26 protein-coding genes and 1 tRNA gene are annotated in these 24,924 nt (G+C 68.8%); 17 read left to right on the top strand and 10 right to left on the bottom strand.

Annotation, left to right across the window (positions count from 1 at the left end):
• Positions 1-9: 9 nt before the first annotated feature.
• Entirely contained in the window at positions 10-945 is a 936-nt protein-coding gene (locus tag F9C11_RS11635; protein WP_409186878.1) for a methyltransferase, read from the top strand.
• On the opposite strand, the gene F9C11_RS11640 is transcribed toward F9C11_RS11635, so the two are convergent.
• Positions 942-1,502, bottom strand: coding sequence for a TIGR03086 family metal-binding protein (locus F9C11_RS11640; RefSeq protein WP_409184871.1), 561 nt, complete (start codon positions 1,500-1,502; stop codon positions 942-944). The two genes, F9C11_RS11635 and F9C11_RS11640, sit on opposite strands and share 4 nt — an antisense overlap.
• Before the next feature lie 75 nt (positions 1,503-1,577).
• On the opposite strand from F9C11_RS11640, the gene F9C11_RS11645 reads away from it, so the two are divergent.
• Together F9C11_RS11645 and F9C11_RS11650 are read left to right on the top strand one after the other, a co-directional pair.
• Positions 1,578-2,537 (top strand): sigma-70 family RNA polymerase sigma factor, encoded by a 960-nt coding sequence (locus tag F9C11_RS11645; RefSeq protein WP_409184872.1) that lies wholly within the window; start codon positions 1,578-1,580, stop codon positions 2,535-2,537.
• Positions 2,531-3,685 (top strand): AAA family ATPase, encoded by a 1,155-nt coding sequence (locus F9C11_RS11650; RefSeq protein WP_409184873.1) that lies wholly within the window; start codon positions 2,531-2,533, stop codon positions 3,683-3,685. The genes F9C11_RS11645 and F9C11_RS11650 overlap by 7 nt, the downstream gene beginning before the upstream one ends.
• On the opposite strand, the gene ftsW is transcribed toward F9C11_RS11650, so the two are convergent.
• Both ftsW and F9C11_RS11660 read right to left on the bottom strand, forming a co-directional pair.
• Positions 3,682-4,998, bottom strand: coding sequence for a putative lipid II flippase FtsW (ftsW, locus tag F9C11_RS11655; protein ID WP_409184874.1), 1,317 nt, complete (start codon positions 4,996-4,998; stop codon positions 3,682-3,684). The genes F9C11_RS11650 and ftsW overlap by 4 nt on opposite strands.
• Before the next feature lie 112 nt (positions 4,999-5,110).
• Positions 5,111-6,322, bottom strand: coding sequence for an LCP family protein (locus tag F9C11_RS11660; protein ID WP_409184875.1), 1,212 nt, complete (start codon positions 6,320-6,322; stop codon positions 5,111-5,113).
• A gap of 191 nt (positions 6,323-6,513) precedes the next feature.
• On the opposite strand from F9C11_RS11660, the gene F9C11_RS11665 reads away from it, so the two are divergent.
• Positions 6,514-7,014: a pyridoxamine 5'-phosphate oxidase family protein gene (locus tag F9C11_RS11665; protein ID WP_409184876.1), complete on the top strand. Its 501-nt coding sequence runs from the start codon at positions 6,514-6,516 to the stop codon at positions 7,012-7,014.
• 70 nt (positions 7,015-7,084) lie between these two features.
• Entirely contained in the window at positions 7,085-7,939 is an 855-nt protein-coding gene (locus F9C11_RS11670; protein ID WP_409184877.1) for an SDR family oxidoreductase, read from the top strand.
• Between the two features lie 126 nt (positions 7,940-8,065).
• On the opposite strand, the gene F9C11_RS11675 is transcribed toward F9C11_RS11670, so the two are convergent.
• Positions 8,066-8,806 (bottom strand): ABC transporter ATP-binding protein, encoded by a 741-nt coding sequence (locus tag F9C11_RS11675; RefSeq protein ID WP_409184878.1) that lies wholly within the window; start codon positions 8,804-8,806, stop codon positions 8,066-8,068.
• Positions 8,807-8,878: 72 nt separating this feature from the next.
• Between F9C11_RS11675 and F9C11_RS11680 the strand changes: the two genes are divergently transcribed.
• The 3 genes from F9C11_RS11680 (at position 8,879) to F9C11_RS11690 (ending at position 11,651) form a co-directional block, all read left to right on the top strand.
• Positions 8,879-9,499: a TetR/AcrR family transcriptional regulator gene (locus F9C11_RS11680; RefSeq protein WP_409184879.1), complete on the top strand. Its 621-nt coding sequence runs from the start codon at positions 8,879-8,881 to the stop codon at positions 9,497-9,499.
• Positions 9,500-9,515: 16 nt separating this feature from the next.
• Positions 9,516-9,588 (top strand) — tRNA-Arg (locus F9C11_RS11685).
• A gap of 170 nt (positions 9,589-9,758) precedes the next feature.
• Positions 9,759-11,651: an ATP-dependent helicase gene (locus tag F9C11_RS11690; RefSeq protein ID WP_409184880.1), complete on the top strand. Its 1,893-nt coding sequence runs from the start codon at positions 9,759-9,761 to the stop codon at positions 11,649-11,651.
• A 21-nt stretch (positions 11,652-11,672) separates the two neighbouring features.
• Here F9C11_RS11690 and F9C11_RS11695 read toward each other — a convergent pair whose 3' ends face one another.
• Both F9C11_RS11695 and F9C11_RS11700 read right to left on the bottom strand, forming a co-directional pair.
• Entirely contained in the window at positions 11,673-12,290 is a 618-nt protein-coding gene (locus F9C11_RS11695) for a DUF3159 domain-containing protein (RefSeq protein WP_409184881.1), read from the bottom strand.
• Entirely contained in the window at positions 12,287-13,357 is a 1,071-nt protein-coding gene (locus F9C11_RS11700; RefSeq protein ID WP_409184882.1) for an FAD-dependent oxidoreductase, read from the bottom strand. The genes F9C11_RS11695 and F9C11_RS11700 overlap by 4 nt, the downstream gene beginning before the upstream one ends.
• A 100-nt stretch (positions 13,358-13,457) precedes the next feature.
• Here F9C11_RS11700 and F9C11_RS11705 point away from each other — a divergent pair, with 100 nt between their 5' ends.
• Complete coding sequence (locus F9C11_RS11705; protein ID WP_409184883.1) at positions 13,458-14,048, top strand: TetR family transcriptional regulator; 591 nt, start codon at positions 13,458-13,460, stop codon at positions 14,046-14,048.
• Here F9C11_RS11705 and F9C11_RS11710 read toward each other — a convergent pair.
• Entirely contained in the window at positions 14,045-14,629 is a 585-nt protein-coding gene (locus tag F9C11_RS11710) for a TetR/AcrR family transcriptional regulator (protein ID WP_409184884.1), read from the bottom strand. The genes F9C11_RS11705 and F9C11_RS11710 overlap by 4 nt on opposite strands.
• 69 nt (positions 14,630-14,698) lie before the next feature.
• On the opposite strand from F9C11_RS11710, the gene F9C11_RS11715 reads away from it, so the two are divergent.
• A complete protein-coding gene (locus tag F9C11_RS11715; protein ID WP_409184885.1) occupies positions 14,699-14,836 on the top strand; it encodes a hypothetical protein in 138 nt (45 codons plus the stop codon).
• 298 nt (positions 14,837-15,134) lie between these two features.
• On the opposite strand, the gene F9C11_RS11720 is transcribed toward F9C11_RS11715, so the two are convergent.
• Positions 15,135-15,419, bottom strand: coding sequence for a hypothetical protein (locus tag F9C11_RS11720; protein ID WP_409184886.1), 285 nt, complete (start codon positions 15,417-15,419; stop codon positions 15,135-15,137).
• A gap of 421 nt (positions 15,420-15,840) precedes the next feature.
• On the opposite strand from F9C11_RS11720, the gene F9C11_RS11725 reads away from it, so the two are divergent.
• From F9C11_RS11725 to F9C11_RS11755, 7 genes are all read left to right on the top strand, one after another.
• Positions 15,841-16,494, top strand: coding sequence for a response regulator transcription factor (locus F9C11_RS11725; RefSeq protein WP_009083595.1), 654 nt, complete (start codon positions 15,841-15,843; stop codon positions 16,492-16,494).
• 9 nt (positions 16,495-16,503) lie between these two features.
• A complete protein-coding gene (locus F9C11_RS11730) occupies positions 16,504-17,124 on the top strand; it encodes a trimeric intracellular cation channel family protein (protein ID WP_409184887.1) in 621 nt (206 codons plus the stop codon).
• Positions 17,125-17,244: 120 nt separating this feature from the next.
• Positions 17,245-17,937, top strand: coding sequence for a response regulator transcription factor (locus F9C11_RS11735; protein WP_009083592.1), 693 nt, complete (start codon positions 17,245-17,247; stop codon positions 17,935-17,937).
• On the top strand, positions 17,934-19,373 hold the full coding sequence (locus F9C11_RS11740) for an ATP-binding protein (RefSeq protein ID WP_409184888.1): 1,440 nt from the start codon (positions 17,934-17,936) through the stop codon (positions 19,371-19,373). The genes F9C11_RS11735 and F9C11_RS11740 overlap by 4 nt, the downstream gene beginning before the upstream one ends.
• Positions 19,374-19,492: 119 nt before the next feature.
• Complete coding sequence (locus tag F9C11_RS11745) at positions 19,493-20,293, top strand: DeoR/GlpR family DNA-binding transcription regulator (protein WP_409184889.1); 801 nt, start codon at positions 19,493-19,495, stop codon at positions 20,291-20,293.
• Positions 20,290-21,360 carry a galactose-1-phosphate uridylyltransferase gene (gene galT / locus F9C11_RS11750; RefSeq protein ID WP_409184890.1) on the top strand — a complete coding sequence of 357 codons (1,071 nt, stop codon included), beginning with the start codon at positions 20,290-20,292 and terminating at the stop codon, positions 21,358-21,360. Before F9C11_RS11745 ends, galT begins: the two co-directional genes overlap by 4 nt.
• 79 nt (positions 21,361-21,439) lie before the next feature.
• On the top strand, positions 21,440-23,047 hold the full coding sequence (locus tag F9C11_RS11755) for a trypsin-like peptidase domain-containing protein (protein WP_409184891.1): 1,608 nt from the start codon (positions 21,440-21,442) through the stop codon (positions 23,045-23,047).
• A gap of 291 nt (positions 23,048-23,338) precedes the next feature.
• Here F9C11_RS11755 and F9C11_RS11760 read toward each other — a convergent pair whose 3' ends face one another.
• Both F9C11_RS11760 and F9C11_RS11765 read right to left on the bottom strand, forming a co-directional pair.
• Positions 23,339-23,791 (bottom strand): hypothetical protein, encoded by a 453-nt coding sequence (locus tag F9C11_RS11760; RefSeq protein WP_409184892.1) that lies wholly within the window; start codon positions 23,789-23,791, stop codon positions 23,339-23,341.
• Positions 23,788-24,924: a molybdopterin-dependent oxidoreductase gene (locus F9C11_RS11765; RefSeq protein ID WP_409186879.1), complete on the bottom strand. Its 1,137-nt coding sequence runs from the start codon at positions 24,922-24,924 to the stop codon at positions 23,788-23,790. Before F9C11_RS11765 ends, F9C11_RS11760 begins: the two co-directional genes overlap by 4 nt.

Consider the following 24,924-nt stretch of genomic DNA (forward strand, 5'->3'; position numbering starts at 1 on the left):
GCGACCCCCATGGCGTTGCGGGTCGCGGTAACGCTGGGCCTGCCCGACCGATTGCGAGCGCCCGGCACCGCCGCCGACGTGGCCGCCGAACTGGACCTCTCACCAATCGCGCTCGACGTCCTGCTCGGCCACCTGGTCACGCTCGGCGTGGTCGAACGCACCGAAGACGGCTACCTCACCACCGCGTACGGCGCGAATCTCTGCCAGGACAACGAAAACGGCGTGGCCAACCTCCTGCACCTGGACCGCGCCGCCGGCCGTGCCGAACTCGCTTTCGTCGAGTTGGCGCACAGCATCCGGACCGGCGAGGCGGCTTACTCCCGCCGCTACGGCAAGGATTTCTGGACCGATCTTTCCGAGCAGCCGCAGCTGCGGAAATCCTTCGACCAGCAGATGACCACCCGATTCCGCACTGAACTCCCGCAGGTGGTCGCCGGAATCGACTGGTCTTCTTTCACGACGGTAGCCGACGTTGGCGGCGGCCGAGGAGATTTGCTCGCCGCGATCCTCGAGGCCAATCCGAACCTGCGCGCGCACCTGATCGACCTCGAACCCACTGCGAGCGAAGCCCGTGCCGCGTTCGCCGCCCGCGGCCTCGCCGACCGGGTCGAGGTGCGCGGCGGCAGCTTCTTCGACCCGCTCCCGCCAGGAGCGGATGCCTATCTGCTGGTGGACATCCTGCACAACTGGGACGACGAGAACGCCCGCCGAGTTCTGGAGCGGTGCGCGGAAGCGGCCGGCCGGTCCGGTCGGATTCTCGCCATCGAAGCCGTCAGCGGAATTCACGCCCGGACCGAAATGGACCTGGTCATGCTGGTCCATTTCGGTGGGCGCGAACGACGGGTGGAAGAATTCCGCACCCTCGCCGATTCCGCGGGGTTGGTCCTGGAATCGGCGACCCCGTTGACCGACCAGCGAGGCCTGCTGGAATTCCGCGTCGCTTAACCCGGCGACCGGCCGAGCAACGCGGCCAGCCGATCCAACGGCGGCGCGTCGTCCGCGACCGGCACCGGCGGCGCGAACGGCCTCCGCTCCGCCGGAAGGTCAGCGAGCTTCGCCGCGCTGAACGCGATTCCCCGCTCCACTACGGCGTCCTCGAAGTTCGGCTTCTGCCCGGTAGCGCGAGCGAGGTCCCAGCCGTGCACGAGTTCCTCGACGATCCGCAGCTGCACCGCGGCGATCCCCGGAACCGTCCCGGCTGGGACCTCATATACCCGTTCCAGGACCCCTGGCTGCCGGAACGCCGCGAGCAGACCGGCGACCGCGTCCTGGTAAGCGGCGACCGGGTCGGTGCCGAGCACGTCGGAACTACGAGGGTCCAGCGGGCCGCCCGGTTCGCCGCGCAGCACCGCGGTGAACAGCCGGTGCCCGAGGACCAGATGGTTCACCAGCTCGCGGACGGTCCATTCCGGGCACGGCGTCGGCGTGTCCCAGTGAGACACGCCGGCGACCAGCGCGCCGGTGGACTCAAGGACGGCGGCAAGATCGTCGACAGGATTCATCGGTTCGCCTTTCTCCGAGGTCACCAGTACAGACACCGCCCGCCCCGGAAACGGAACGATGGCAGGATGCGACGGGTGGGCCAAGACCTCCTCGACCGCGCACGCGCCGGCGACGCGCACGCCTTCCGCGAGCTGGTCGAGCCCTATCGGCGCGAGCTGCAGGTGCACTGTTACCGCCTCCTCGGCTCGCTCACCGACGCCGAGGACCTGCTGCAAGAGACGCTCCTCGCCGCCTGGCGCGGGCTGGACGGCTACGCCGGCCGAGCCTCGGTGCGCTCCTGGCTGTACCGCATCGCCACCAACCGCTGCCTCAACGCACTCCGCGACGCCGGCCGGCGCGTCCCGGCCGAACCGTCGCCGCCGTTCACCCCGACCGAGCCCACCCGCCGCACCGAGGCGACCTGGCTGCAGCCCGCGCCGGACGACCCCGCCGAGCACTACGGCGCCAAGGAAACCTTCGAGCTGGCGTTCGTCGCGGCCCTGCAGAAACTCCCGCCGCGCCAAACCGCCGTCCTCCTGCTCCGGGACGTGCTCGACTACTCCACTGCCGAGGTCGCGGACCTGCTGGACACCAGCTCCACCGCGGTCAAAGGCGCCCTGCAACGCGCCCGGGCTCAGCTGCGGCAGACCGTCGAACCGGCCCCGCCCGCACCGCGCGAGCGGGAAATCGCCCAACGCTTCGCGGACGCGTTCAGCGCGGGGGACGTCGAAGGCGTAGTCGCGCTTCTGACCGACGACGGCTGGCTCGCCATGCCGCCCGCGCCGCACGAGTACGTCGGCCGCGAAGCCGTCACCGCGTTCCTCACCAGGTTCAGCGAATGGCGCGGCACCCGGCGGTTCCGCCTGCTCCCGACGCGCGCCAACACCCATCCGGCCTTCGCCTGCTACCTCACCGATCCCGGCGGAACCGTGGCCCGTCCCGCCGGAATCCTCGTCCTGGCGCCGTGGGGCGACCGAATCCGCACCGTCACCTGGTTCCTCGACCCCGAGTTGTTCCCCCGCTTCGGCCTGCCCGCGGAGGTGTCGGCGTGCTGACCACCCTGGCCATCCAGAACTACCGCTCGCTGCGCGACCTGGTGCTGCCGCTGTCGCAGCTCACGGTGATCGTCGGCGCGAACGGCACTGGCAAGTCCAGCCTGTACCGCGCGCTGCGGCTGCTCGCCGACGCCGGACGCAACGGCGCGGTCGCCGCCCTCGCCGGGGAAGGCGGCCTGCCGTCGACGCTGTGGGCCGGTCCGGAGAAGATCGGCCGAGCCGTCCGCGAGGGCCGGACGCCGGTGCAGCCGCTGCAGCGAACCAAGCCGGTGGGCCTGCGGCTCGGTTACTCCGGCGACGAATTCGGCTACGCCCTGGACTTCGGCCTCCCGGTCCCGGCCGAGACGGCGTTCAACCTGGACCCGGAATACAAACGGGAATGCGTCTGGCACGGACCGGTGCTGCGCCCGTCCGCGCTGCTGGCCGACCGGTCCGGCACGCGGGTGCGCATCCGCGACGAGTCCGGGTCCTGGGTCGAGAGCGGCCATTCGATCGCCCTGACCGACAGCATGCTGAGCGAATTCGCCGACCCGCGCCTGTGCCCGGAACTGCTGATCGTGCGCGACAGAGTCCGCGCGTGGCGGTTCTACGACCACTTCCGCACCGACGCCGGCGCACCCGCCCGGCAAAGCCGGATCGGCACCCGCACCTGGGCCTTGGACCACGACGGCGGCGACCTGGCCGCCGCCCTGCGCACCATCCAGGAATCCGCCGACGCCGACGCACTGGCCACCGCGATCGACGACGCCTTCCCCGGCTCGTCCGTCGAAATAGTCACCACCGACGGCCGCTTTGACCTCCGCTTCCACCAGCACGGACTGCTGCGCCCGCTGAGCGCCGCCGAACTTTCCGACGGCACCCTGCGGTACCTGCTCTGGGCTGCGGCGCTGCTCAGCCCGCGCCCGCCGGAGCTGCTGGTGCTGAACGAACCGGAAACCAGCCTGCACCCGGACCTGCTGCCAGCGCTGGCCGCGTTGATCACCGCCGCGGCGAAGACGACGCAACTGCTGGTGGTTTCGCATTCCCAGCTGCTGGTGCGGTTTCTCGAGGACGCCTCGGTACTGGAGCTGGAAAAGGACTTCGGCGCGACGGTGGTGGCTGGGCAGGGTCGGCTGGACCAACCGCCGTGGCATTGGCCGAAACGCTAGCGCTTCGCCCGTTGGCCAGCGGCCAGTTGCGGTGCCCGCCGACGCTTGGGCACCGGCTCCGGCCGCCGCGGGCGAGCCGGCCTGCCCGGCGTCCGCACCGGCCGATACGGCTCCGGCACCGGCAACCGCAGAATCCGCCCGATCTTGCCCGGGCCGAGATGATTCAGGTCCGCTACCGCCGCGGGTTCGTGCCGGGCGCAGCTGGCGAGCACGCCGAACAGGAACATCGTCACGATCAGCGACGTCCCGCCGTACGACACCAGCGGCAGCGTCACCCCGGTGACCGGCAGCGCGTTCACCACGTACCCGATGTTGACCGCCGCCTGCGCCACCAGCAGCACGGTGATCGTCGCGGAGACGATGCGGATCCACGGATCGAGGTTGCGCGTCGCGATCCGGAGGCCGACCAGCGCGAGCCCGGCGAACAGCAGCAGCACGACCGCGCAGCCGAGGAAGCCGAGTTCCTCGCCGATCAGCGCGAAGATGAAGTCGTTCTGCACGTTCGGCAGGTACTTCCACTTCGACGCGCCCTGCCCGAGCCCGACCCCGAACAACCCGCCCTCGGCGAGCGCGTACTGCGCCTGCACCGCTTGGTAGCCGGCGCCGGAGGTGTCCGCGTCGGGGGAGAGGAACGAGAGCACGCGCGCGAGCCGGTAGTCCGCGACCAGCGCGAGCACCACGAATCCGGCCACGCCGCCGGCCAGCAGCGCGCCGAAAAGCCGTCCCGGCGCGCCGGAGAACCACAGCAGCGCCAGCAGCACGATGCCGAGCGAAATCGTCCCGCTGAGGTTCGGCTGTGCCATCACCAGGGCGAACATCAGCAGCGCGACCGGCACCAGCGGTACCAGCAGGTGCCGCCAGTGGTGCAGCAGCCGGGCCTTGACCACGAGAATGTGCGCGCCCCACAAGGTCAGCGCGACCTTCGCGACCTCGACCGGTTGCAGCGTCAGCGGACCGAGCGCGAACCACCGCTGCGCGCCGTTCACCTTCGCGCCGAGCGGGGTGAGCACCAGCGCGAGCAGTCCCAGCGTGGCGAGCATCAGCATCGGCGAGAGAGACCTGATCCGCCGCAACGGAATCCGCAGCCCGGCCCACAGCGCGACCAGCCCGATGAGGACGAAGACGACGTGCTTCTGGAACGTGCTGTACACGCCGCCCGGCTGCGCCGAAGACGCCGACAGCACCATGATGACGCCGAGCAGCGTCAGCAGGCCGCACAGCGCGAGCACGAGGTGGAACGACGCCAGCGGCCGGGAGAGCCAGCCGACGATCGCGACCGGGACCCGGTTTCGTCTGTTCCGTGCCGTAGCCACTCGCGCACCTGCCGTCCGCCGATTTCCGGCGCGGGGAAAGAACGCGCCGGGCCGATTATGCCCTAATCGTCCTGATAGGACATTGAGGCACGCGGTGTCTTCTTCGCCGAAGTTATTTCACACAAGGGATTCCGCCTCCGTTCAACGCGGGCGGGGGAGCGGGAACGCTGCCGGAGGTCATCGGGGTCACATAGGCGGCCGGGGTCGGCACCGGGGCGCCGCTGAGCAGCTGCGCGACCAGGGACTGGATTTGCCCGGTATTGACGAAGTTGACGTCCTCGCCGGACGGGCTCTTGCCGAAATGGTCGACCGGGAGGGTCACGAAACTGACGTTCCCGCCGGTCAGGCTGGACGCCTGGTGCGCGAGCGCGAGCAGGTCCAGCGATTTGTCGACCGCGGTGTTCTGCTTCGCGACGTCCATGATCCCTTGGAGTTTCGCTGGATCCGTGAACGTGCCGCCCTGTTTGAGCTGATAGGCCAGCGAAGCAATGAACGCCTGCTGCCTGCGTTCGCGGTCGAGATCGGTGAAATTGAGCGCGGGATGCACGTTGTCGCGGCGCTGCCGGACGAATTCCACGGCCTGTTCGGCGCTGATCTCCTGCTGGCCGGCATGGAAGTTCGCGCCCGAGTAGCTGTCCTGAGTGTCCTCGTTGAGGCACACCGTGATCGGCTGGACGACCTGGGCGATCTCGAAGAACGCCACCAGGGTGACCTCCACGAAATGGTCGATAGGGACGTCGCCGAGGAATTTCCGCACGGTGTCGATTTCCGCCCGGCGGCCGACGTCCCGCGCCTGCTGCTCCCGCTGCGATTTGTCGGTGACATTCTGGGCGACGAGCTGTTTGGCCTTTTCGTCGAACGCCAGCCCGTAGGCCTGATTGATCTTGCCCTTGCACACGTTGTCCGGACAGCCCGCCAGCGGGACGTAATCGTCGCGCGGAATTGAAATCGACGTCGCCTTGCTGCCGTCGCCCGGGACGTGCAGCAGCATCAGCACGTTGGCGTTGTACCCGCCGTCCTGCTGGTCGCCCGCGTGCAGCGAGTTGTAGATGTCCTTCGGCAGCGGATTGCCGTTCTCGTCGAGCCGCGAATCGAGGCCCATGACGAGGATGTTGGTGTCGCCGCCGCTGGACGTCGACTGCCCGTCGAGCACGTCGGACACCTGCAGCCCGGACACGACGCCGGTGTAGGCGGCCCAGCCGTAACCAGTCAGCGAGAGCGTCAACGCGGCCGCGAGAGCCAACGCGACCCGGCCGGTGATCCGCCGTCGCCGAGCCGCGACGCCTCGGGCCGCCGCAGCACGTCTGTCGTGAGGGACGGTCATCGGGCCTTCCGGTGCCGGGGCGTCATGATTGCCCACTGTTCTGCACACTCGCTGTGTACACGCTGAGAAGGAGGCTCACACAGGGTTAACCTCGCGCTCCTGCTATGTGTGACCCACGCCACTATTTGGGTGATGTCGAGAACGCCGTCCCGGCTCCGTCCCCGCAGCATCTAGCCGAGAAGGAGACAGCCATGGAAGCGCAGGAAGTCGCCGAGGTCCTGAACCGCCCGTACAGCCGCGAGCTGCTCGCCCGCGACATTGCCCGGCTCGCTTACGTCGCGAAGGACGGCACGCCGCGCAGCGTCCCGATCGCGTTCACCTGGAACGGCACCGAGATCGTTCTGTGCACCACCAAGAACGCGCCGAAACTGCCGGCGCTGCGGGCGAACCCGATGGTCGCGCTGACCATCGACACCGAATCGCACCCGCCGAAGATCCTGCTCCTGCGCGGCCGGGTCGAACTCGACTACGTCGACGGAATCCCGGACGAGTACCTCGAAATGAACGGTTCCTACGAGATGACGCCCGAGCAGCGCGTCGAATGGGAGGCCGAAATCCGCTCGCTGTACGTCGACGGCATGGTCCGCATCGTCGTCACGCCGACCTGGGCGAAGCTGATCGACTTCGAAACCACCCTGCCGTCGGCGGTTCAGGAACTCGCGCAGCGCCGGGCTCAAGCGGCGGGCGCGTAACCGGCTTCGAAAATCCGCTGATCCACTACACTCGCTCGTCTGGTGGCATCGACGCGCGAAGGCGGAGCGCATGATCCTGGTGACGGGTGCGAGCGGCAACGTGGGATCGGCGCTGGTCAACCAGTTGCGCGCGGCTGGCGTACCCTTTCGGGCCGCCTACCATTCCCCGGAGAAGGCAAGAAAAGCCGCCGCCGCCGGCCTCGACGCGGTCACCGTCGAAATGTCCGATCCGGCGACCGTGCAACCGGCGCTGGCCGGAGTGTCGAAGGTGTTCCTGCTGGGTGCGATGAGCCCCGGGCAGACCGGCAACGAGTCCAATGTGGTCGAAGCAGCCGTGTCGGCCGGGGTCTCGCACGTGGTGAAACAATCGCTGTGGCGGGCGGACGAGGAATTGACGCCGATCGCCCGGCTGCACCGTCCGGTCGAGCGAATGCTGGAAACTTCGCCGCTGTCGTGGACTTTCCTTCGGGCGAACTTCTACCTCCAAGCCTTCTCGAGCAATTGGGCCGGAACCATCCGGTCCGGAAATTTCTTCGCCAGCCCGCTGATCCGAGGCCCGATCGCGTTCGTGGACGCCGAAGACATTGCCCGCGTAGCGTTTCGCGCGCTGACCGAAGACGGGCACGCAGGCAAGGCGTACGCACTCACCGGCCCTGAAGCGCTGACGTACGACGAAGCCGCGGCAGTGCTGTCCGAAGTGCTCGGCCGTCCGATCGCATACCGCGGAATGTCGAACGAGCAAGCACTTTCCGCGCTGGCCGAAGCCGGAATGTCCTCGTTCCACGCCAAAGCGCTGGTAGAGGTGTGCAACGCATACCTGGACGGCGGCGCGGAAACGGTGACGTCCACGGTCGAGGACATCACCGGCCAGCGACCGCGGAGCCTCCGCGAGTTCGCGACCGCGCACCGGCATTGCTTCGAGTGACCAGCACCGCGGCGGCGAAGACCGCAGTACTGGTCGCCGACCCGGCGAAATAGCGTGCAGCCGCCGGCCGATCGAGGAAAGACGTTGCCGCCACACGAGGTCGAGCACCGGGTCTCTGCTCCCGCTCTAAGCAGCAGGCTTGTAGGCAGTAAGGATTTCGGACAACGCCCCGTGCTGCCGAACCCGCCCTTCGTCCATCCACAACGCGGTGTCGCAAAACTCCGCGAGCAGTTCGTCGGAGTGATTAGCGAACACCAGAATCCCCGACCGCCGCACCAAATCTTTGAGCCGCTCGCGCGCCTTGGCGAGAAACGCCGCGTCGACCGCGCCAAGCCCTTCGTCGAGCAGCAGAATCTCGGGGTCGATCGTGGTCACCACCCCGAGCGCGAGCCGCACCCGCATCCCGGCCGAGTAGGTGCGCAACGGCAGCTGCAGATAGTCGCCAAGCTCGGTGAACTCCGCGATGTCGTCGACCCGCTTGGCCATCTGCCGCCGGCTCATCCCGAGAAACAGCCCCTGTACCAGGATGTTCTCCCGCCCCGACACCTCCGGGTCCAGCCCGACCCCAAGATCGAACACCGGCGCGACCCGCCCCTCGACCCGCCGGATACCCCGCGTCGGCTCGTAAATCCCGGACAGCACCCGCAACAACGTGGACTTCCCGGCCCCGTTATGCCCCACCAACCCAACCCGAGCGCCCTCCTCGAGCCGGAAGGACACGTCCCGCAACGCCTCGACCACCGGCACCCTCGCGCCACTTGCGATCCGCCCGCCGACCTTCCCGAGCACGCGCTTCTTCAACGACCGGGTCTTGGCGTCGAAGATCGGAAAGTCGACGCAGGCGTCGCGCACCTCGATGCTGACCATGGGGCCCCTCCTCTAGATGCGAATAGAAATTATCATTCGCATCTGCCGAGCGCCACGGGTAACGTGCCGCAGGTGAGCCAGACCAGCGAGGGCTTCCGCCCGCCGCAACAAGCGCGCAGCCGCGCTTCGCTGCAGAAAGTCCTGACCGCAGCCGAACACGTCCTGGCCGAACAGGGCCTGGAATCCTTCACGGTCGCCGAGGTGGCTTCGCAGGCTGGAATGTCGGTCGGCACGATCTACCGCCGCTTCGACGGCAAGGAACAGCTGCTGCACGCCGTCAAGGACCGGCTGCTGACCCAGCTGGAAACGAACGTCCTCGCCGCCCTCCGCGCCGCGTCGCCAGACCTCCGCTCCGCCTTTACTGCGTTCGTGGAAGCCCTAGCGCAGACCTTCGCCGACCACGACCGAATCTTCCCGGAACTCCTGGACGCCCAACGCTCCGACGGCCGAGACCGAGGACTGGCCGCCCTGTCCGCGATCCAAGACGCCCTGCTGGCCGCGGTGGCTCCTTCTCCGCCCGATGCCGACAACGTGAAGATGGCCGCCAGAACGATCATCGGCGCCTGCGTCCACCGCGCCGCGACCTGCCGATTCTGGCCCGACGACCGCTCGTGGAAGAGCTGGTCGGAGGAAGCGACAGCCCTGGCACTGGCGTACCTGACGTCGCCATCCGCGGCCCCCGCTAGGATGTAGCCTGCAGCACGCGACTGCCCTCGTAGCTCAGGGGATAGAGCACGGCTCTCCTAAAGCCGGTGTCGCAGGTTCGAATCCTGCCGGGGGCACATCTTCCCAGGTCACCGGAGTGGCCAGAGTTCAGCTGCCATCGAGCCCATGCGCGATCCCTGTTTTTGCTCGCACCGATGATGGCGGTGGGCATGATCCGCAGCCGCCCGGTCAGGTCGTAGGGTCCTGATTCGAGTAAGTTCACGGGCCGGAACCGGGGAGGGTTCGGATGGCTGGCGATCGTGCGCGGCGGGAGCAGGTGCTCGACGGGCTCGATCCCGAGCAACGTGCGGCCGTGCTGGCACCCCCGGGTCCGGTGCGCATCCTCGCCGGGGCCGGCACCGGCAAGACCCGGACCATTACTCGCCGGATCGCTTATCTGGCCGGGACCGGGCAGATCAAGTCCTCCGAGATCCTTGCGGTGACCCATTCCAATCAGGCGGCGGGCGAACTGCGGGACCGCATCCGGTCGTTGGGAGTGTCCGTACAGGCTCGGACGTTCCACAGTGCGGCGATGGGCCAGTTGCGGCATTTTTGGGCGAGGACCGGCCTTCCCGGCGATGAGCTGCGGATGATTCGCGAGGTCCGGGGTGGCCAGGGAGCATTTCTCCGCAAGGCGTTGGAAGCTGAGGTGCGGTCCGTCGCGACCACGGATGTCCGTGACTTCGGGGAGGAGATCGACTGGGCGAGGCGGAGCCGGCTCACGCCCGACCAGTATGCGCGGGCGGCAAACGAGAGCGGGCGAAAGCGAAATCTGCCTGCTTCGGTGCTGGCTGCCGCGTTCAAGCGGTACGAGCAGGCGAAGCGGTCTCACGCGGTGTTGGATTTCGGCGACCTCATCGAACAGTGCGCGCTCCTGCTCGAACGTGACGACGAGGTGGCAGCCCAGTTCCGAGAGAGGTACCGGTGTTTCGTAGTCGACGAATACCAGGACACTGACCCCGCACAGGAGCGTCTGCTGTCCGCCTGGTTGGGGCCTGGCCACAACGTCACCGTCGTGGGCGATCCCCATCAGACCATCTTCTCGTTCAAAGGGGCAGACCCGTCGTTGCTCGTCGGGTTCACCGATCGTTTCCCCGGCGCGGTCAGCATCTCGCTGGACCGGGACTACCGGTCGACACCTCAGATCGTCGCCTACGCCAACCGGATCATGGGGCCAGCGTCGGTGGGCGTGGTGCTCAAGGGACAGCGACCCGACGGGCCCGAACCGATTCGCCGGACCTTCGACACCGAAGCAACCGAAGCCGCGGCGTTGGCCGAACGGGTCAACGAACTTGTCGCCGAAGGCGTGGCCGCGTCCGAGATCGCCATCCTGGTCCGGACTAGGTCGCAGATCTTGTTCTATCGAGCCGCGTTGCAGGACGCGGGCGTCATTACCGAGGTTTTCGACGACGAGAAGTTCTTCGAACGGCAGGAAATCCGCCAGGCAATGACAGCATTGGGCGATCTCGCCGATCGGTCGCCGGCCGTGGCCGGTCTGGACGGGCTGCGAGCGGTTCTCGAGAATCTCGGCTTCGACCCCGCAGTTCCGCCCGCCGGACAGGGCGCCGCGCGTGATCGATGGGAGTCGCTGGGGGCGCTGCTGCGGCTTGTCGAACGGGTACCGGACGACGCGAGGGAAACCGTCGGCATCCTCCTGCGCGAACTGGAACGACGGGCGGCCGCGGAGCACGCACCCCGCCGCGGCGGGGTCACACTGGCCACTATGCACAAGGCGAAGGGTTTGGAGTGGGATGCCGTCCTGCTCCCTGGCCTCGCTGAAGGCTACCTCCCGATCGCTTATGCGACTTCGTCGGAGGAGATCGACGAAGAACGCCGCCTGTTCTACGTCGCCGTTACCCGGGCCAGAGAGCGGCTGGAACTTTCGCACGCCCTGGCCAATGAAAAGGGTTACCCCAGAAATCCCTCCCGGTTCCTCGACCAGATCGTTCCGATCCGACGCCCGGTCGCAGCGGCTCCCGCACCGCCCCCGAATCCGTATTCGGTCGGCGACCGGGTAGTGAGTACCGCGTTCGGCATGGGCAAAGTGGTCGCGACTACGAAAACAGCTGTAACGGCTGATTTCGGCACTCCCTACGGAGTCAAGACGGTGCCGGCTGACCACAAGCTGAGCAAGCTGTAACCGCATCGCTGCAGCAGCTGCTTAGCGAACCAACGCGCCCGGTGCCCGTAAAAACCGCCAGCACAGATACCCGCACACCCCCGCCGCCGGTGCTCCGCTCAGCAGTGTCGCGATCGCCAGCGGAGTCACCATCCCGTGTGAATACAGCGGCACCAAAACCGCCGTGACCATAATGAACTTCGCCGAGAAAATCCCCGTGCACAGCTGATAACGCCGCCGCTGCAAGGGGTCCCGTCGCCAGCTGAATCGTTCCCCTCGCGCCATTCCCAGCACCACTCCAATCACCGGCAACCGCACCAGGATCGACAGCAGGAACACCGCGCCTCCGATCACCTGCATGAGCACCGAAGGCAGGTAGTAGTCGACCGCCTGACCGGTGCTCCCGGCCAGCAACGCGGACAGTCCCGTGATCACCAGGCCGATCGCTGCCTGCCAGTACTTTCGGTCGGTGAACGCGCGGATCCCGGCGAACACCACGACGGCACCGACCGCGATCAGCTCCGCGGTGACCACCTTGCCGGACACCAGGTAGGCGATCAGGAACACCACCCGCGACGCGACCCCTTCGGCGACGGTTCGCCATCCGCCCACCGCGGCGAACAGGGACAACGACTTCTCGGTCAGCAACGCGAGTCTCATCTGCCCGCCTTTGCCGGAACGGGTGCGGAGGCGCGCATGTTGTCTTCGTACGAGCCGATCGCGTCGAGCAGGGAGAGCTGCCCGCGGTTCGCCTCGATCAGTGCCGAGCAGAGCCGGTGGGCATCCTGCATAGCGAGGTTGCCGCCGAAGCCGGGGGCGAGGTGGATGGCATCGCCTAGGACGGTTACCGCGGTGGGGGACCATGGCGGTATCGGCGCGATCATCCCAACGCGCAGAGCGGACGTCATTTCCGGCCACGCCTCGTCGACAATCCGTTGCAAGGCGGGCGGAAGATCCTCGACGGGGCCAGACAAAGCCCACATCAGGTAATCCTCGATCGTCGCCACCGCGATAAGCGGGAGCACGGGCAGAAACCGTTGCCGCGCAAGGGTCGGCGGTGAAGTGAATCGCAGTGCGCCCAGCACCATCGTCGTGTCCTGGATCCGCACGACGGTGGGATTGTCGCCGATCAGCTCGGGCAATCCGGCCGCTGCCCGCAACGGCGTCGCGCCCATCAGCATGCGCCGTCCCGAATCGAGCACCTGCGCTTGTGGCAGGTATTGCCGACGGACCGCCGAACCGATCCCATCCGCGCCGACCAAGATGTCAGCCGTATCGTTGCTGCCATCGGCAAACCACGCCTGAACTGTGCCGTCGGGTAGTTGCTCGAAGCGCGTGAACTCCGCCTCGAAGCGGACCGCATCCTCCAGGCCAGTCAACAAAATCGACCGCAGCAACGGGCGATGTGTCTGCCGTCCAGGTCTCGCTCGACCTGCTGCGCCGTCGGTGGGTTGAGCGTCCACGACGGTGAGCGCACCGTCCACTTCGGAGAGTTTGAGCGTCTTATCGCGGAGCCGGCCCATCGTGGCGTCGATCATCGCGACGTGCGCCGAAGGCAGGCACTCCTGCAACGCGGCAACGCCTCGGTCGTCGACATGCAGGCTGACTCCTTGCGCCCGCCCCAGCGCGCCGTCTCGTTCGTACACGGCGACTTCGATCCCTGCCCGGCGCAGTCCTTGCGCGAGGGTCAACCCGCCCAGACCTGCGCCGATCATGATGACTTTCATCGCGCCCCCATTTCTTCATCGCTGATGAAGTTCAGGCTAGCGCGAGTCGGTGCGAAACTCCACCAACGATGAAGAAAGCTCGGTTAGACTCACCGGCGACATGGCAGAGCACAGTTCCCCCGCCCGTCCCGGACGCTGGCGAACCGGGGCGGAGAGCAAACAGCGGATCCTGGACGCGGCACGCGCGCTGTTCCGCGAGCGCGGCTACGGCGGTACCACCGTGCGCGCGGTCGCGAGCGAGGCGGGCGTCGACTCCGCGATGGTGTTCTACTTTTTCGGCAACAAGCAGGGCCTCTTCGCCGCGGCGATCGAGATGTCCGCGCAGGTGCCGCCCGCCCTCGACGAGGTCTTCGCCGGCGGGCTCGACGGCCTCGGCGAGCGCATCGTCCGAACGCTCCTGGAGAACCTGGACGCCTCAGGCCGAACCCCGCTCGCAATGCTCACCCGGGCCGACGACCAGGCCGACGCTCTGCTCCGCGAGTACATCGACCGCGAAATCACCGGGCGATTGGCCAATCTGCTCGACACCCCGGATGCCGCGTTCCGGGCGGGCATGGTCAACGTGCAGCTCTTGGGCCTCGCCGTGGCGAGGTATGTCGTGCGGATCGAGCCGATCGCGTCCGCGCCGGTCGACGAGCTGGTCGGCCGGTTCGGGCCGCTCGTGCAGCACTGCTTGACAGCGGCGGGTTAACCGAAAAGCCGATCCAGGTGCTGGTCAATAGCGACGAGCGCGGCACGGGACTCGATCACGTCCAGTTCGAGCAGCGGCGTCAACCCGGTCAGCGCGAGGACGAGATTCGTCTCGACGGCCGGGTCGCGGTCCGCGGCGATGTGTCCGTCGGCGATGGCCTGCCGGATCAGGTGTTCTACCAGTGCTCGTTTTTCGCGTAGGTCGTCGCGCAGCTTCGCGTGCAGCTCGGAGTCGTGCAGTGCTTCGAGGACGTACGCGGCGCTCATCCGGCTGGTGGCGCGCGCGTCGGGATGCAGCGGCAGCATCTCGGTGAGCGTCACGCGCAGCACCTCTTTCGGGTGCGCGACGTCTGCCAGGCCCTCGGCAACCCTTTTCGAGGTCTGCTCCGCGGCGAACTCCATCGCGAAGGTGAGCATCGCGGTCCGGGTCGAGAAGTAGTGCTGCACCTGACCGAGAGACGCCTCCGCCTCGCGGGCCACCTCACGCATGGTCGCGTGGTTCCAGCCTTGCTCCGACACCACCCGCCACAACGCGCGCGCGATCGCTTCTCGCCGCTCGCGGTGGTCGACCTTCTTCGGCACGCCAGCCCTTTCGCTGATTCCAATACAGTTGACATAATACACTTGACTTGACGCCCGCGGGAGCTGAGGATGAACGACAAGACGCAGCCAGCGGTCCGGACGGTCGAGGGGGCCGTGGCGGCCCGCTGGCGGGCGGGGATGACGGAATTCCGTACGCCCAGCCGCCGATGGGCGATCTCCGGTTCGCCGCGCCCGGTCGTGCCCTGAAACGGCGCACGGCAGGCGACCGAATTCGGACCGCTGCCCCCGCGGTCCAGGCGGAGTCGGCGCACGAAACGGACTGACCCTCACCGTCTCGACGCCGGATCCGAGTGCGGCGGGCCTTCAGTTCCAGCTGTTCTTCGTCATGGCAGGGTGCCTCACCGCCGAAGACGCACAACCGGCACTCAATCTCTACGTCGGGGCCAGTCCGGAGGCGCTGATGAAGATCGTCTACTCGGACGCGCTTTCCGGATGCCGAGCCAGCCGCTTCCGCGACAGGCCTGGGTTAGCGCGGATGGGCGGCCTATTGCCCAGACTGACGCCTGACCCGGGTGCTGGACGTCGAGTCCGTCCCACGCAGGCCGAGGCCCCGTTCGATCAAGTACTGCTCTCTGAGTTCCGCATAGCTGAGGTCGGCCGGGAACTCGTCCTCGGACAGCAGGCCGATCGCCCACGGAACCGGGCACGGCGAACGGTGCTCGGGTTCGGGACACAGCAACAGTTTGATCTGCTCGATCAGTTCCCGCGCCCGCTCCTCGGTCGCGTAGACGCCCACCCTGATCTCGAAAGTCTTGCGTTCGTCCGTCATCGGCCTTCCTTGTCCGGCCCAGGAATAGCGGGCCGGATGGATTGACGCCAAACGCTTTTCCCGGCACGGCCAGACGGCGTCCTGCCCGCGGTGACGTATCCAGCCGAGCCGGAGAGCGTCAGCGCCAGTCCGTCCGGCCCGGCGGCAACCGCCCTTCCGGACCGCGACGAACCAGCCGAAGGGTGTGCGCCCGATGAACATCCGCTCCTTCTGGATCGGTTACGCAACTCGGCGGCGCCCACCCGAAGAAGTCACTCAAGTGGGTGACCAGCAACTGGGTCGACGGCTGTTCCCGGCCGCTCCGGTGGACCAGTCACGTCACCTGGTCGTGTCTGGTTTCGAAACCGTGAACAACAGTAGGTAATCTTCCGTAACGGGTGCGGGGAGCCGCCTCCAACCCACGGTCTGCCGGAGGGCTTCGTTGATCAAGCTCATGTTCGCCGACGACGAGGAACTAGTTCGGTCGGGGCTGCGCGCCATGATGTCCGGGGCGTCGGACATCGAGATCGTGGGCGAGGCAAGCGACGGCAGATCGGCGGTCGAGGTCGCCCGTCGCTATCACCCCGACGTCGCGCTGCTCGACATCAAGATGCGCGCCCCTGACGACGGCATTCGCGCGCTTCGGGCCATTCTCGCGCTGCCCGATCCGCCCACCGTCGCCATGCTCACCACCTTCGACATCGACGAGTACGTCAGCCTCGCGCTGCGGCTCGGCGCCAACGGGTTCCTGCTGAAGGACATCGACCCGGCGGCGCTGCTGCGGGCCGTGCGCGACCTGGCCAAGGGCGGTGCCGTCCTCGACCCGGGCGTGGCCGTGCGCATGGTGCAGAGCCACCGCGACGAGCAGCGGGCCGCGCAGCCGGCGCGCAAGCTGCTGGCCTCGCTGTCCGAGCGCGAACGCGAGGTCGTCGCGCTGATCGGGCAGGGTCTGTCGAACGCCGAGATCGGCGGGCGGCTGCACCTGTCCGAGGCGACGGTCAAGGGCTACGTCTCGGCGGTGCTGTCCAAGATCGGCGCGGCCAACCGGGTGCAGGCCGCGCTCCTGGCCTACCGCGGCGGGCTCCTCGACCAGTAGTACCAGCCGATGCTGCTGACCGCGCTCGAGTTCCTCGGGCTGGTGGCGTTCGCGGCGTCCGGGGCGCTGGCCGCGGTCCGGGCGCGGCTGGACGTGTTCGGGGTAGTCGTGGTCGGCCTGACCACGGCGCTCGGCGGCGGCATCATCCGCGACGTGCTCCTCGGCATCCATCCGCCGACCTCCCTGCGCACCTGGCCGTACCTGGCCGTCTGCGCGGTGACGGCGCTGGTCGTGTTCGCCTTCCATCCGCAGGTCGCCCGGCTGCGGCACGCGGTGCTGCTCGCGGACGCGGTCGGGCTCGGCGTGTTCGCCACGGCCGGGACGACGCTGGCGCTCAACGCGGGCGTGACCGGGTACGCCGCGTCCCTGATCGGCATGACGAGCGGCATCGGCGGCGGCGCGCTCCGCGACCTGCTGCTGCGGGAGATCCCGCTCGTGCTGCGCAAGGAGATCTACGCGATGGCCGCGCTGACCGGCGCGGTCTGCGTCTGGGCGGGGCACGCGCTGAACCTCCCGGCCGGCGCGGTCACGACCGTCTCCGCGGTGGTCGTGGTCGCGATCCGCGTGCTCACGCTCTGGCGACACTGGAACGCTCCGGTCGCGCGGCCGCCCGAAGAACGCTCGTTGTGATTCCCGCGTCCCCGATCCCCGGCGCGGCCAGCACGAATGGTCCCGTCGTCCGGAGATGCTCTTTGTGTGTTCTGCGTGTGTTCTTAGGCGGGTCTCAGCACTCTGCGTAAGACTGGCCGCATGCGCATCCTCGTAGTGGACGACGACCGTGCCGTCCGTGAATCGCTCAGGCGGTCTTTGGAGTTCAACGGCTACACCGTGGAGCTCGCGAGCGATGGTGCGCAGGCATTGGAGACGATCCTCGCCAACCGGCCGGACGCGATGGTCCTCGACGTGATGATGCCGCGCCTGGACGGGCTCGAAGTGGCTCGCCGGCTCCGCAGCACCGGCGATGACCTGCCGATTCTCGTGCTGACCGCGCGCGACACCGTTTCCGACCGGGTCTCCGGCCTCGACGCCGGCGCCGACGACTATCTGCCCAAGCCGTTCGCCCTGGAGGAGTTGCTCGCCCGGCTGCGCGCGCTGCTGCGCCGCGCCGCGCCGGACGCTCAGCAGGGCGAGACGTCGGAGGTGCTGTCGTTCGCCGACCTCACGCTCGACCCGGGCACTCGCGAGGTCCGCCGCGGCGGCCGCGAGATCAGTCTCACCCGCACCGAGTTCGCGCTGCTCGAGCTGTTCCTCTCGTACCCCAAGCACGTGCTGACCCGCGGAAGGATCCTGGAGGAAGTATGGGGTTACGACTTCCCGACGTCGGGCAACGCGCTGGAGGTCTACGTCGGCTATTTGCGCCGCAAGACGGAGGCGGAGGGCGAACCGAGGCTGATCCACACGGTGCGTGGAGTGGGGTACGTCCTGCGCGAGACCCCGCCGTGACCGATCACCCGGCGGGCGAGCAGGCCGCGCCGGCGGGGGAGGTCCCCGATCCGCGGGGCACCCGGTGGAGCACCCGCCGGTTCTCGCTGCGCGGCCGCGTCACGCTGCTGGCCGCCGCGTGCGTGGCGGGTGCGGTGGCGCTCGTTTCCCTGTGCGCGTACCTGGTGGTGCGCAACAACCTCCTCACCCAGCTCGACGACAACCTGCTCGCCCGCGCGCAAGCCGCGGCGAATTCGCCGCAGGTGCCGACCGACCAGTTGCGCGAGGTGCCTGGCGCCTTGCTCGCCAGCGCCGACCTGCAGATCGGCCAGCTCAACGGCATCACCGGCGACCTGATCTATCCGCAGCCGGGCACGCGGCCGCCGGTCGGCCCGGCCGAGATGCGCGTGGCGACTGGTCTGCTGCCCCAGTCGTTGCGCACGGACGCGACCACCGGGATGCGAGTGGTCGCGGTGCCGCTCGGGCACGGGCAGGCGATCGTGCTGGCGCAGTCGATGGCTCCGACGATGCGTGCGCTGAACCAGCTGTCCGTGGTGCTGTTCCTGGTCGGCGGGGCCGGAATCGTGGTGGCCGCGGGCGCGGGCACGGCGGTCGCGCGGGCCGGGCTGCGCCCCGTCGACCGGCTGACGTCGGCGGCCGAGCGGGTGGCCGCGACCGGCGACCTGCGTCCGATCCCGGTGAGCGGCGACGACGAACTCGCCCGGCTCACGCACAGCTTCAACATCATGCTCGGCACGGTCGCGGACTCGCAGGAACGGCAGCGGCAGCTCGTCGCCGACGCCGGGCACGAGCTGCGCACCCCGTTGACCTCCATGCGCACCAACCTGGAACTGCTCCTGTCGGCCAGCCGTCCCGGCGCGCCGTCGCTGCCGGACGAGGACCGCGCCGACATCGAGGCCGACATCCGCGGCCAGCTCGACGAGCTGACCCAGCTCATCGGCGACCTGGTGGAGCTGGCACGGCAGGACGAACCGCGCGAGCAGGCCGAACGCGTCGACCTGATGGAGGTGGTCGAGCGGGCGCTCGACCGGGCGCGCCGCCGGGCAGGCGAGATCGAGTTCGAGGTCTCGCTGCAGCCGTGGGTGCTCACCGGCGACAACAGCTCGCTCGAACGGGCGGTGCTGAATCTGCTGGACAACGCGGTGAAGTTCTCGCCGCAGGGTTCGCGGGTGCGGGTCACGCTGCGTCCGCTGGGCGACGGCACCGCGGTGGTCGAGGTCGCGGACTCCGGTCCGGGCATCGCCGAGGAGGACTTGCCCAAGGTGTTCGACCGGTTCTACCGCTCGTCGGAGGCGCGCACCCTGCCCGGATCCGGCCTCGGACTGGCGATCGTGAAGCACGCCGCCGAAAGGCACGGCGGCACGGTTTACGCCAATCGGGCACCGGAGGGCGGGGCTCTGCTCACCATCCGGCTACCTGGGGCGCCCGTCGCCTGAACCGCCCGCCCCGCATGGCCGTCGCCCGGCAGGGGGACGAATGATCTGCACGTCGCGCACCCCTGATGTTGAATCGTGTAGGATTTTGTGTAGTTAATGGGTGTGCTTGGGGAGTGGCGGTGCTCGCGCGGCAGCGACAGGCGATGATCCTCGAGGAAGCACGCCGGACCGGTGCGGTCCGGGTCAGTGACCTCGTCGCGAGGCTCGGCGTCTCCGACATGACGGTCCGCCGCGACCTCGACGTGCTCGCGGGCCGGGGCCTGGTCGAGAAGGTGTACGGCGGTGCGACGTCGCTGGTCGGCAAGAGCACCGACGAGCCGGGATTCGAGGCGAAATCGGTGCGCCAGCGCGCGCAGAAGGAAGCCATCGCCGAACTGGCGGCCACCCTCGTCAAGCCGGGCACCGCGATCGGGCTGTCCGCCGGCACCACCACCTGGACGCTCGCGCACGCGCTCGACGGCATCGAGGGCCTCACCATCGTCACCAACTCGATCCAGGTCGCGGACGTGCTGCGCAACGCGGGACAGCCGGACCGGACGGTGGTCCTCACCGGCGGGGTGCGGACCCCGTCGGACGCGCTGGTCGGCCCGGTCGCCGTGCAAAGCCTGCGGACGCTGCACCTCGACCTGGTGTTCCTGGGCGTGCACGGGATGGCGGTAGGGCCCGGGTTCACCACCCCGAACCTCACCGAAAGCGAGACCGACCGCGCGCTGGTGGAGGCCGGACGGCGGCTCGTGGTGCTCGCCGACCACACGAAGTGGGGCACGGTCGGCATTTCCACGATCGCGGACCTGGAAGAAGCCCAGGTCGTGGTGACCGACGACGGACTGGACGACCGTGCGCGAGAGGACCTCGCGGAGCGGGTCGGAGAACTCATGATCGCCGAAACGGCGGAGAACCTCGAGGCAGAAGAAGCGTGAAACGCACTGTGCGGCACCTGGCCGACGGCCGGGAGATCATCTATTTCGACCACACCGACGCCCACGAGCGGCTCGCCGCCGACACCCGGGACCTGCCGCCGGTCGCAGCGGCCTCGGAGATCCGCCGCGACCCGCTGACCGGCGAGTGGGTCGCGATGGCGGCGCACCGCCAGACGCGCACGTACAAGCCTCCGGCCGACCTCTGCCCGCTCTGCCCGACCCGGCCGAACAAGCCGAGCGAAATCCCCGAAGCCGACTACGACGTGGTCGTGTTCGAGAACCGGTTCCCGTCGTTCTCGCAGCAGGCGACCGGCGATTCGTCCACTGTGGACGGATTGGGTCTGGTGCCGACCGCGCCGGGCCTCGGCCGCTGCGAGGTCGTGTGCTTCACCAGCGACCACGACGGCGCGTTCTCCCGGCTGACCCCGGAACAGGTGCGGCTCGTCGTGGACGCCTGGGCCGACCGCACCGCCGCGCTCGCGCAGACGCCTGGCGTGGAACAGGTCTTCCCGTTCGAGAACCGCGGCGAGGAAATCGGCGTCACGCTCTCGCATCCGCACGGCCAGATCTACGGCTACCCGTTCGTCACGCCGAAGACCGAGCGGATGCTGGCGGTCGCGCGCGAACACGGCGGATCGGTGCTCGGCGACGTGCTGGCGGCGGAACAGAAATCCGGTGAGCGTGTGATCGCCACCGGCGAGCACTGGACGGCCTTCGTGCCGCCGGCCGCGCGCTGGCCGGTGCACGTCCAGATCGTGCCGCACCGGCAGGTGCCGGACCTCCCGTCGCTCACCGACGCCGAACGCGACGACTTTTCCCGCGTGTACCTGGACGTGCTGCGCCGGTGCGACGCGCTGTACGACCGGCCGCTGCCCTACATCGCCGGTTGGCAGCAGGCACCGGTGCGGCGGGACCGGGAGCTGTCGTGGCTGCACCTCGAGCTGTTCTCGGTGCTGCGGGCCAAGGACAAGCTCAAGTACCTGGCCGGATCCGAGTCGGGCATGGCGGTCTGGATCAACGACGCCACCCCGGAGCAGATCGCGGAGCGGCTTCGCTCGGCAGGCTGACGGCGACTCGCGGCATACTCATCTACGAAACACAGGTTCGACTCAGGAACCTCTCAGGCCCGGCCGCTTAGGTGAGGACATGACCGAGAACGACCCCCACGTGCCAGACTCCGCGGCGGGTCGCCAGGACCCGGGCGCCCAGCCGGGCGCCGAGGGCCAGGCGGCTTGGCAGCAGACCCCGGCTCAGCCGGAGCAACCCTCTTCCGCAGGCTCGACCGGCGGTGACGCGGGACAGTCAGCCGCCAGCGCGACTGGTTCGACTGCCTCGTACGGTTCGGTTGCTGAGGGCTCGGCAGGGACGTCGGGCTCCGGCACGTCGAGCGGCGACGCTTCCGGCGCGTACGGAGCGCCTGCGGGTCAGTACGGCGCCGCTCCGACGTACGGGGCCGCCGCTCCGGGTGGAGCGACGCCGAATCCGTGGTCGGCCCAAGGCGCGGCCGCCCCGCACAGCGGTTCGATCCCCGGTGCCCAGCAGTCCGCGGCGGGTCAGCCGTACGGCAGCCAGTACCCCGGCGGACCCAACACTCCGCCCGCCGGAGCACCGGCCAATCCTTACGGCGCACCGGGAACCTCGGTGTACGGCGTCCCCGCGCAGCGCGAGAAGAAGGCTTCGGCGGGCAAGCTCCTCGCGAGCGTCGCCGCGATCTCGCTCGTGATCGGCGGCGTGGCGGGCGGGACCGTCGGGTACCTCACCGGCGGATCCGGTTCGTCGGTCAGCGCGCTCGACGCGCCGAAACCCGCGCAGCAGACCGGCAACGTGCCCGCCGGCTCGGTCGAATCGGTGGCGCAGAAGCTGTCGCCGAGCGTGGTCGAACTGCAGGTATCCGGCCGGACCGCGGCGGGCGAGGGCTCCGGTTTCGTGCTCAGCAGCGACGGCTACATCCTGACCAACAACCACGTCGTCCAGGTCGCCGCGAACGGCGGCCAGATCCAGGCCGTGTTCCAGGACGGCAAGAAGGCCGCGGCGAAGGTCGTCGGCCGGGACCCGACCACGGACATCGCCGTGGTGAAGGTGTCCGGCGTCAGCAACCTCACGCCGGTCGAGCTGGGCCGGTCCGACGACCTGCGGGTCGGGCAGCAGGTGGTGGCCATCGGCTCGCCGTACGAGCTGACCGGCACGGTCACCTCGGGCATCGTCAGCTCGCTGCACCGCCCGGTGCAGGCGGGCGGCGACGAGACCGACCAGACCACGGTGATGGACGCGATCCAGACCGACGCCGCGATCAACCCCGGCAACTCGGGCGGTCCGCTGTCGAACATGAGCGGCCAGGTCATCGGCATCAACTCGGCTATCTACAGCCCGAATTCGGGCCGCGGCCAGGGCAGCGGCGGCGAGGGCGGCAACGTCGGCATCGGGTTCGCCATCCCGATCGACCAGGCGCGCCGCACCGCGCAGGACATCATCAAGACCGGCCACGCGACCCAGACGTTCATCGGCGCGAAGGTCACCGACGCGCCCCAGGGCGGCGCCCAGCTCGGCGACATCACGCCGGGCAGCCCGGCGGAGAAGGCGGGCCTGAAGTCCGGCGACGTGGTGACCAAGATCGACAACCGCGTCATCGACAGCGCCAACACGCTCGTCGCCGCGATCCGCACGCGCGCCCCGAACGACCAGGCGACCTTCACCCTCGCCGACGGACGCACGGTGCAGGTCACCCTCGGCGGGCAGGCGGTGCCGGCCAACTAGATCGCTCGGCCGCCGAGGCGCGGCCGAGACCAGCCACGGCTCGACCCCCTGTCCGCGCTGGGGCCGAACCTTTGCAGGCCGCGCGCGACCGGAGCAGAAAAGCCGGTCGCGCGTGGCCGTTTTTAGTGTCCAGCGCCGGAAAACCGGCTCCCGCACGAAACACGAAGAGGCTCTCCGTGCCGCCTCCGACTCGGCACGGAGAGCCTCTCCGCGTGCGGTGGGGTGCCCACGCGCACACCGAGCCAAACGCCGAATCCGCGGGAAAATTCCGGTACCAGAAGAAAAGCCAGGTCAACTGCGTACGCGCGGCCGAATTTTCTGCGCCGCCCGATGCCGGACCTGGACAATCCGGACGATCGAGACCGCCAGGACGACACCCCACACCACAGCGAGCGTCGCCAGCAGCCCCAGCCACGTGTTCCCGTCGTGCAGCCCAGGCTTCGGCGGCACCCCGTAAGCCCGCCACAGCAGCGGGAGCCCCACGAAACCCAGCACCGCGGTCAGCACCGCCCCGACTTGCATCGGCCCTCGCCACGGCCGCGGCAGGACCCGCGCGAGCAGCAAGCCAACCAATCCGGCGGCCGGAGTGAACACCGCGTCGTTGACGATCGGACCGCCACCGATCCACAGCAACGTCGTGCCGCTGTCCGGCCAGGCCGGTCCTGCATAGTCGAGAAACAGCACGACCCCGTACGCCAACGCCGCCAATCCGGGCAGCCCCAGCAGGATCCGCGCGGTCTTCACTGCACCTCCAGCTTCGCGACCCACTTGGTCTGCAGCACGCCGGGCCGGCTGGGCGCGATCACGCGGCACGGATAGCCGTGGTCGAGGTTCAGCACCTCGCCGTTCAGCTCCAGCGCCAGCACCGTGAGCGGGTCGGCGGTGTGCTCGCCAGGCAGCACGCTGACGCCGTACAGCCCGGTCTTCTCCAGCGACGACACCCGCACGGCCACGCCGGGTGAGCTGCCCGCGGCGCGCAGCAGGTCCGGGAACGAGATGCCGCGCCACGTCGCCATCTGGCTCCATCCTTCGACGCACGCGATCGGCAAGTCCACAGTGGTCTGCGGCAACGCCCGCAGCTCGGTCAAGCTGAACTGGCGGGTCCCGCCCGGAGTCACCACGGACAGCCGCCATCCGGGATCCTGCGCAGCCCGTGTCACCTGCGCCGCCACGGCCGTGCGGTTGACCGGCAACTTCTGCGGGCCCTTGTCCGATCGCCACGACAACCCGGACACGTTCCGCAGCGCGGGAACCGTCGCACCCGCGGTGGCTAGCACGGCGACTCCAGTCGCGATCCCCGTGGTGGCCAGGAATCTTCGGCGCGACAACCCAGGGCCGGGCGGCTGCGCGGGCGCACGCTCCCGCGTCAGCGCCCGCCGGAGCACCGGGAGCTTCACCGCGACGTGCACCAGGATCGACCCGATCGCGACCCACGCCACCGCGTAGTGCACCTGCGGAAAGTAGAAATTCCACGGGTAGTTCTGCGCGACGTTCAGCAATCCCGAACTCAGCTCGAAGAAAGCCGCCCCGGACAGGACGAGGATCGACAGCCGCTCCACCGCATGCGGCACCGAGCGCACCAGCGGCCGCTCGAACAGCTTCGGGTAGACGCTCCACAGTTTCGCCAGCAGCAACGGAATCGCCGCGATCCCGGACAGCACGTGCGCGCCCTGCGTCACCCGATACAACCAAACCGGTCGGCTCGGCCAGAAGAACCACTCCGGCGGGTGCTGGATCAAGTGGCTCAACAGCCCAGTAACGAAGCAGATCAGGAACGCGAGCCCGAGCAGACTGCCGACCCGTGCCGTCACGCGCTCGCCGTGCGCGCCGCCCTTGAACTGCTCAGCCTTCGGAATGTGGGCCTGCGCGTCGGTGAT

Origin of the sequence: Amycolatopsis sp. VS8301801F10 (assembly GCF_046195355.1) — a bacterium.
Taxonomy (GTDB): Bacteria; Actinomycetota; Actinomycetes; order Mycobacteriales; family Pseudonocardiaceae; genus Amycolatopsis.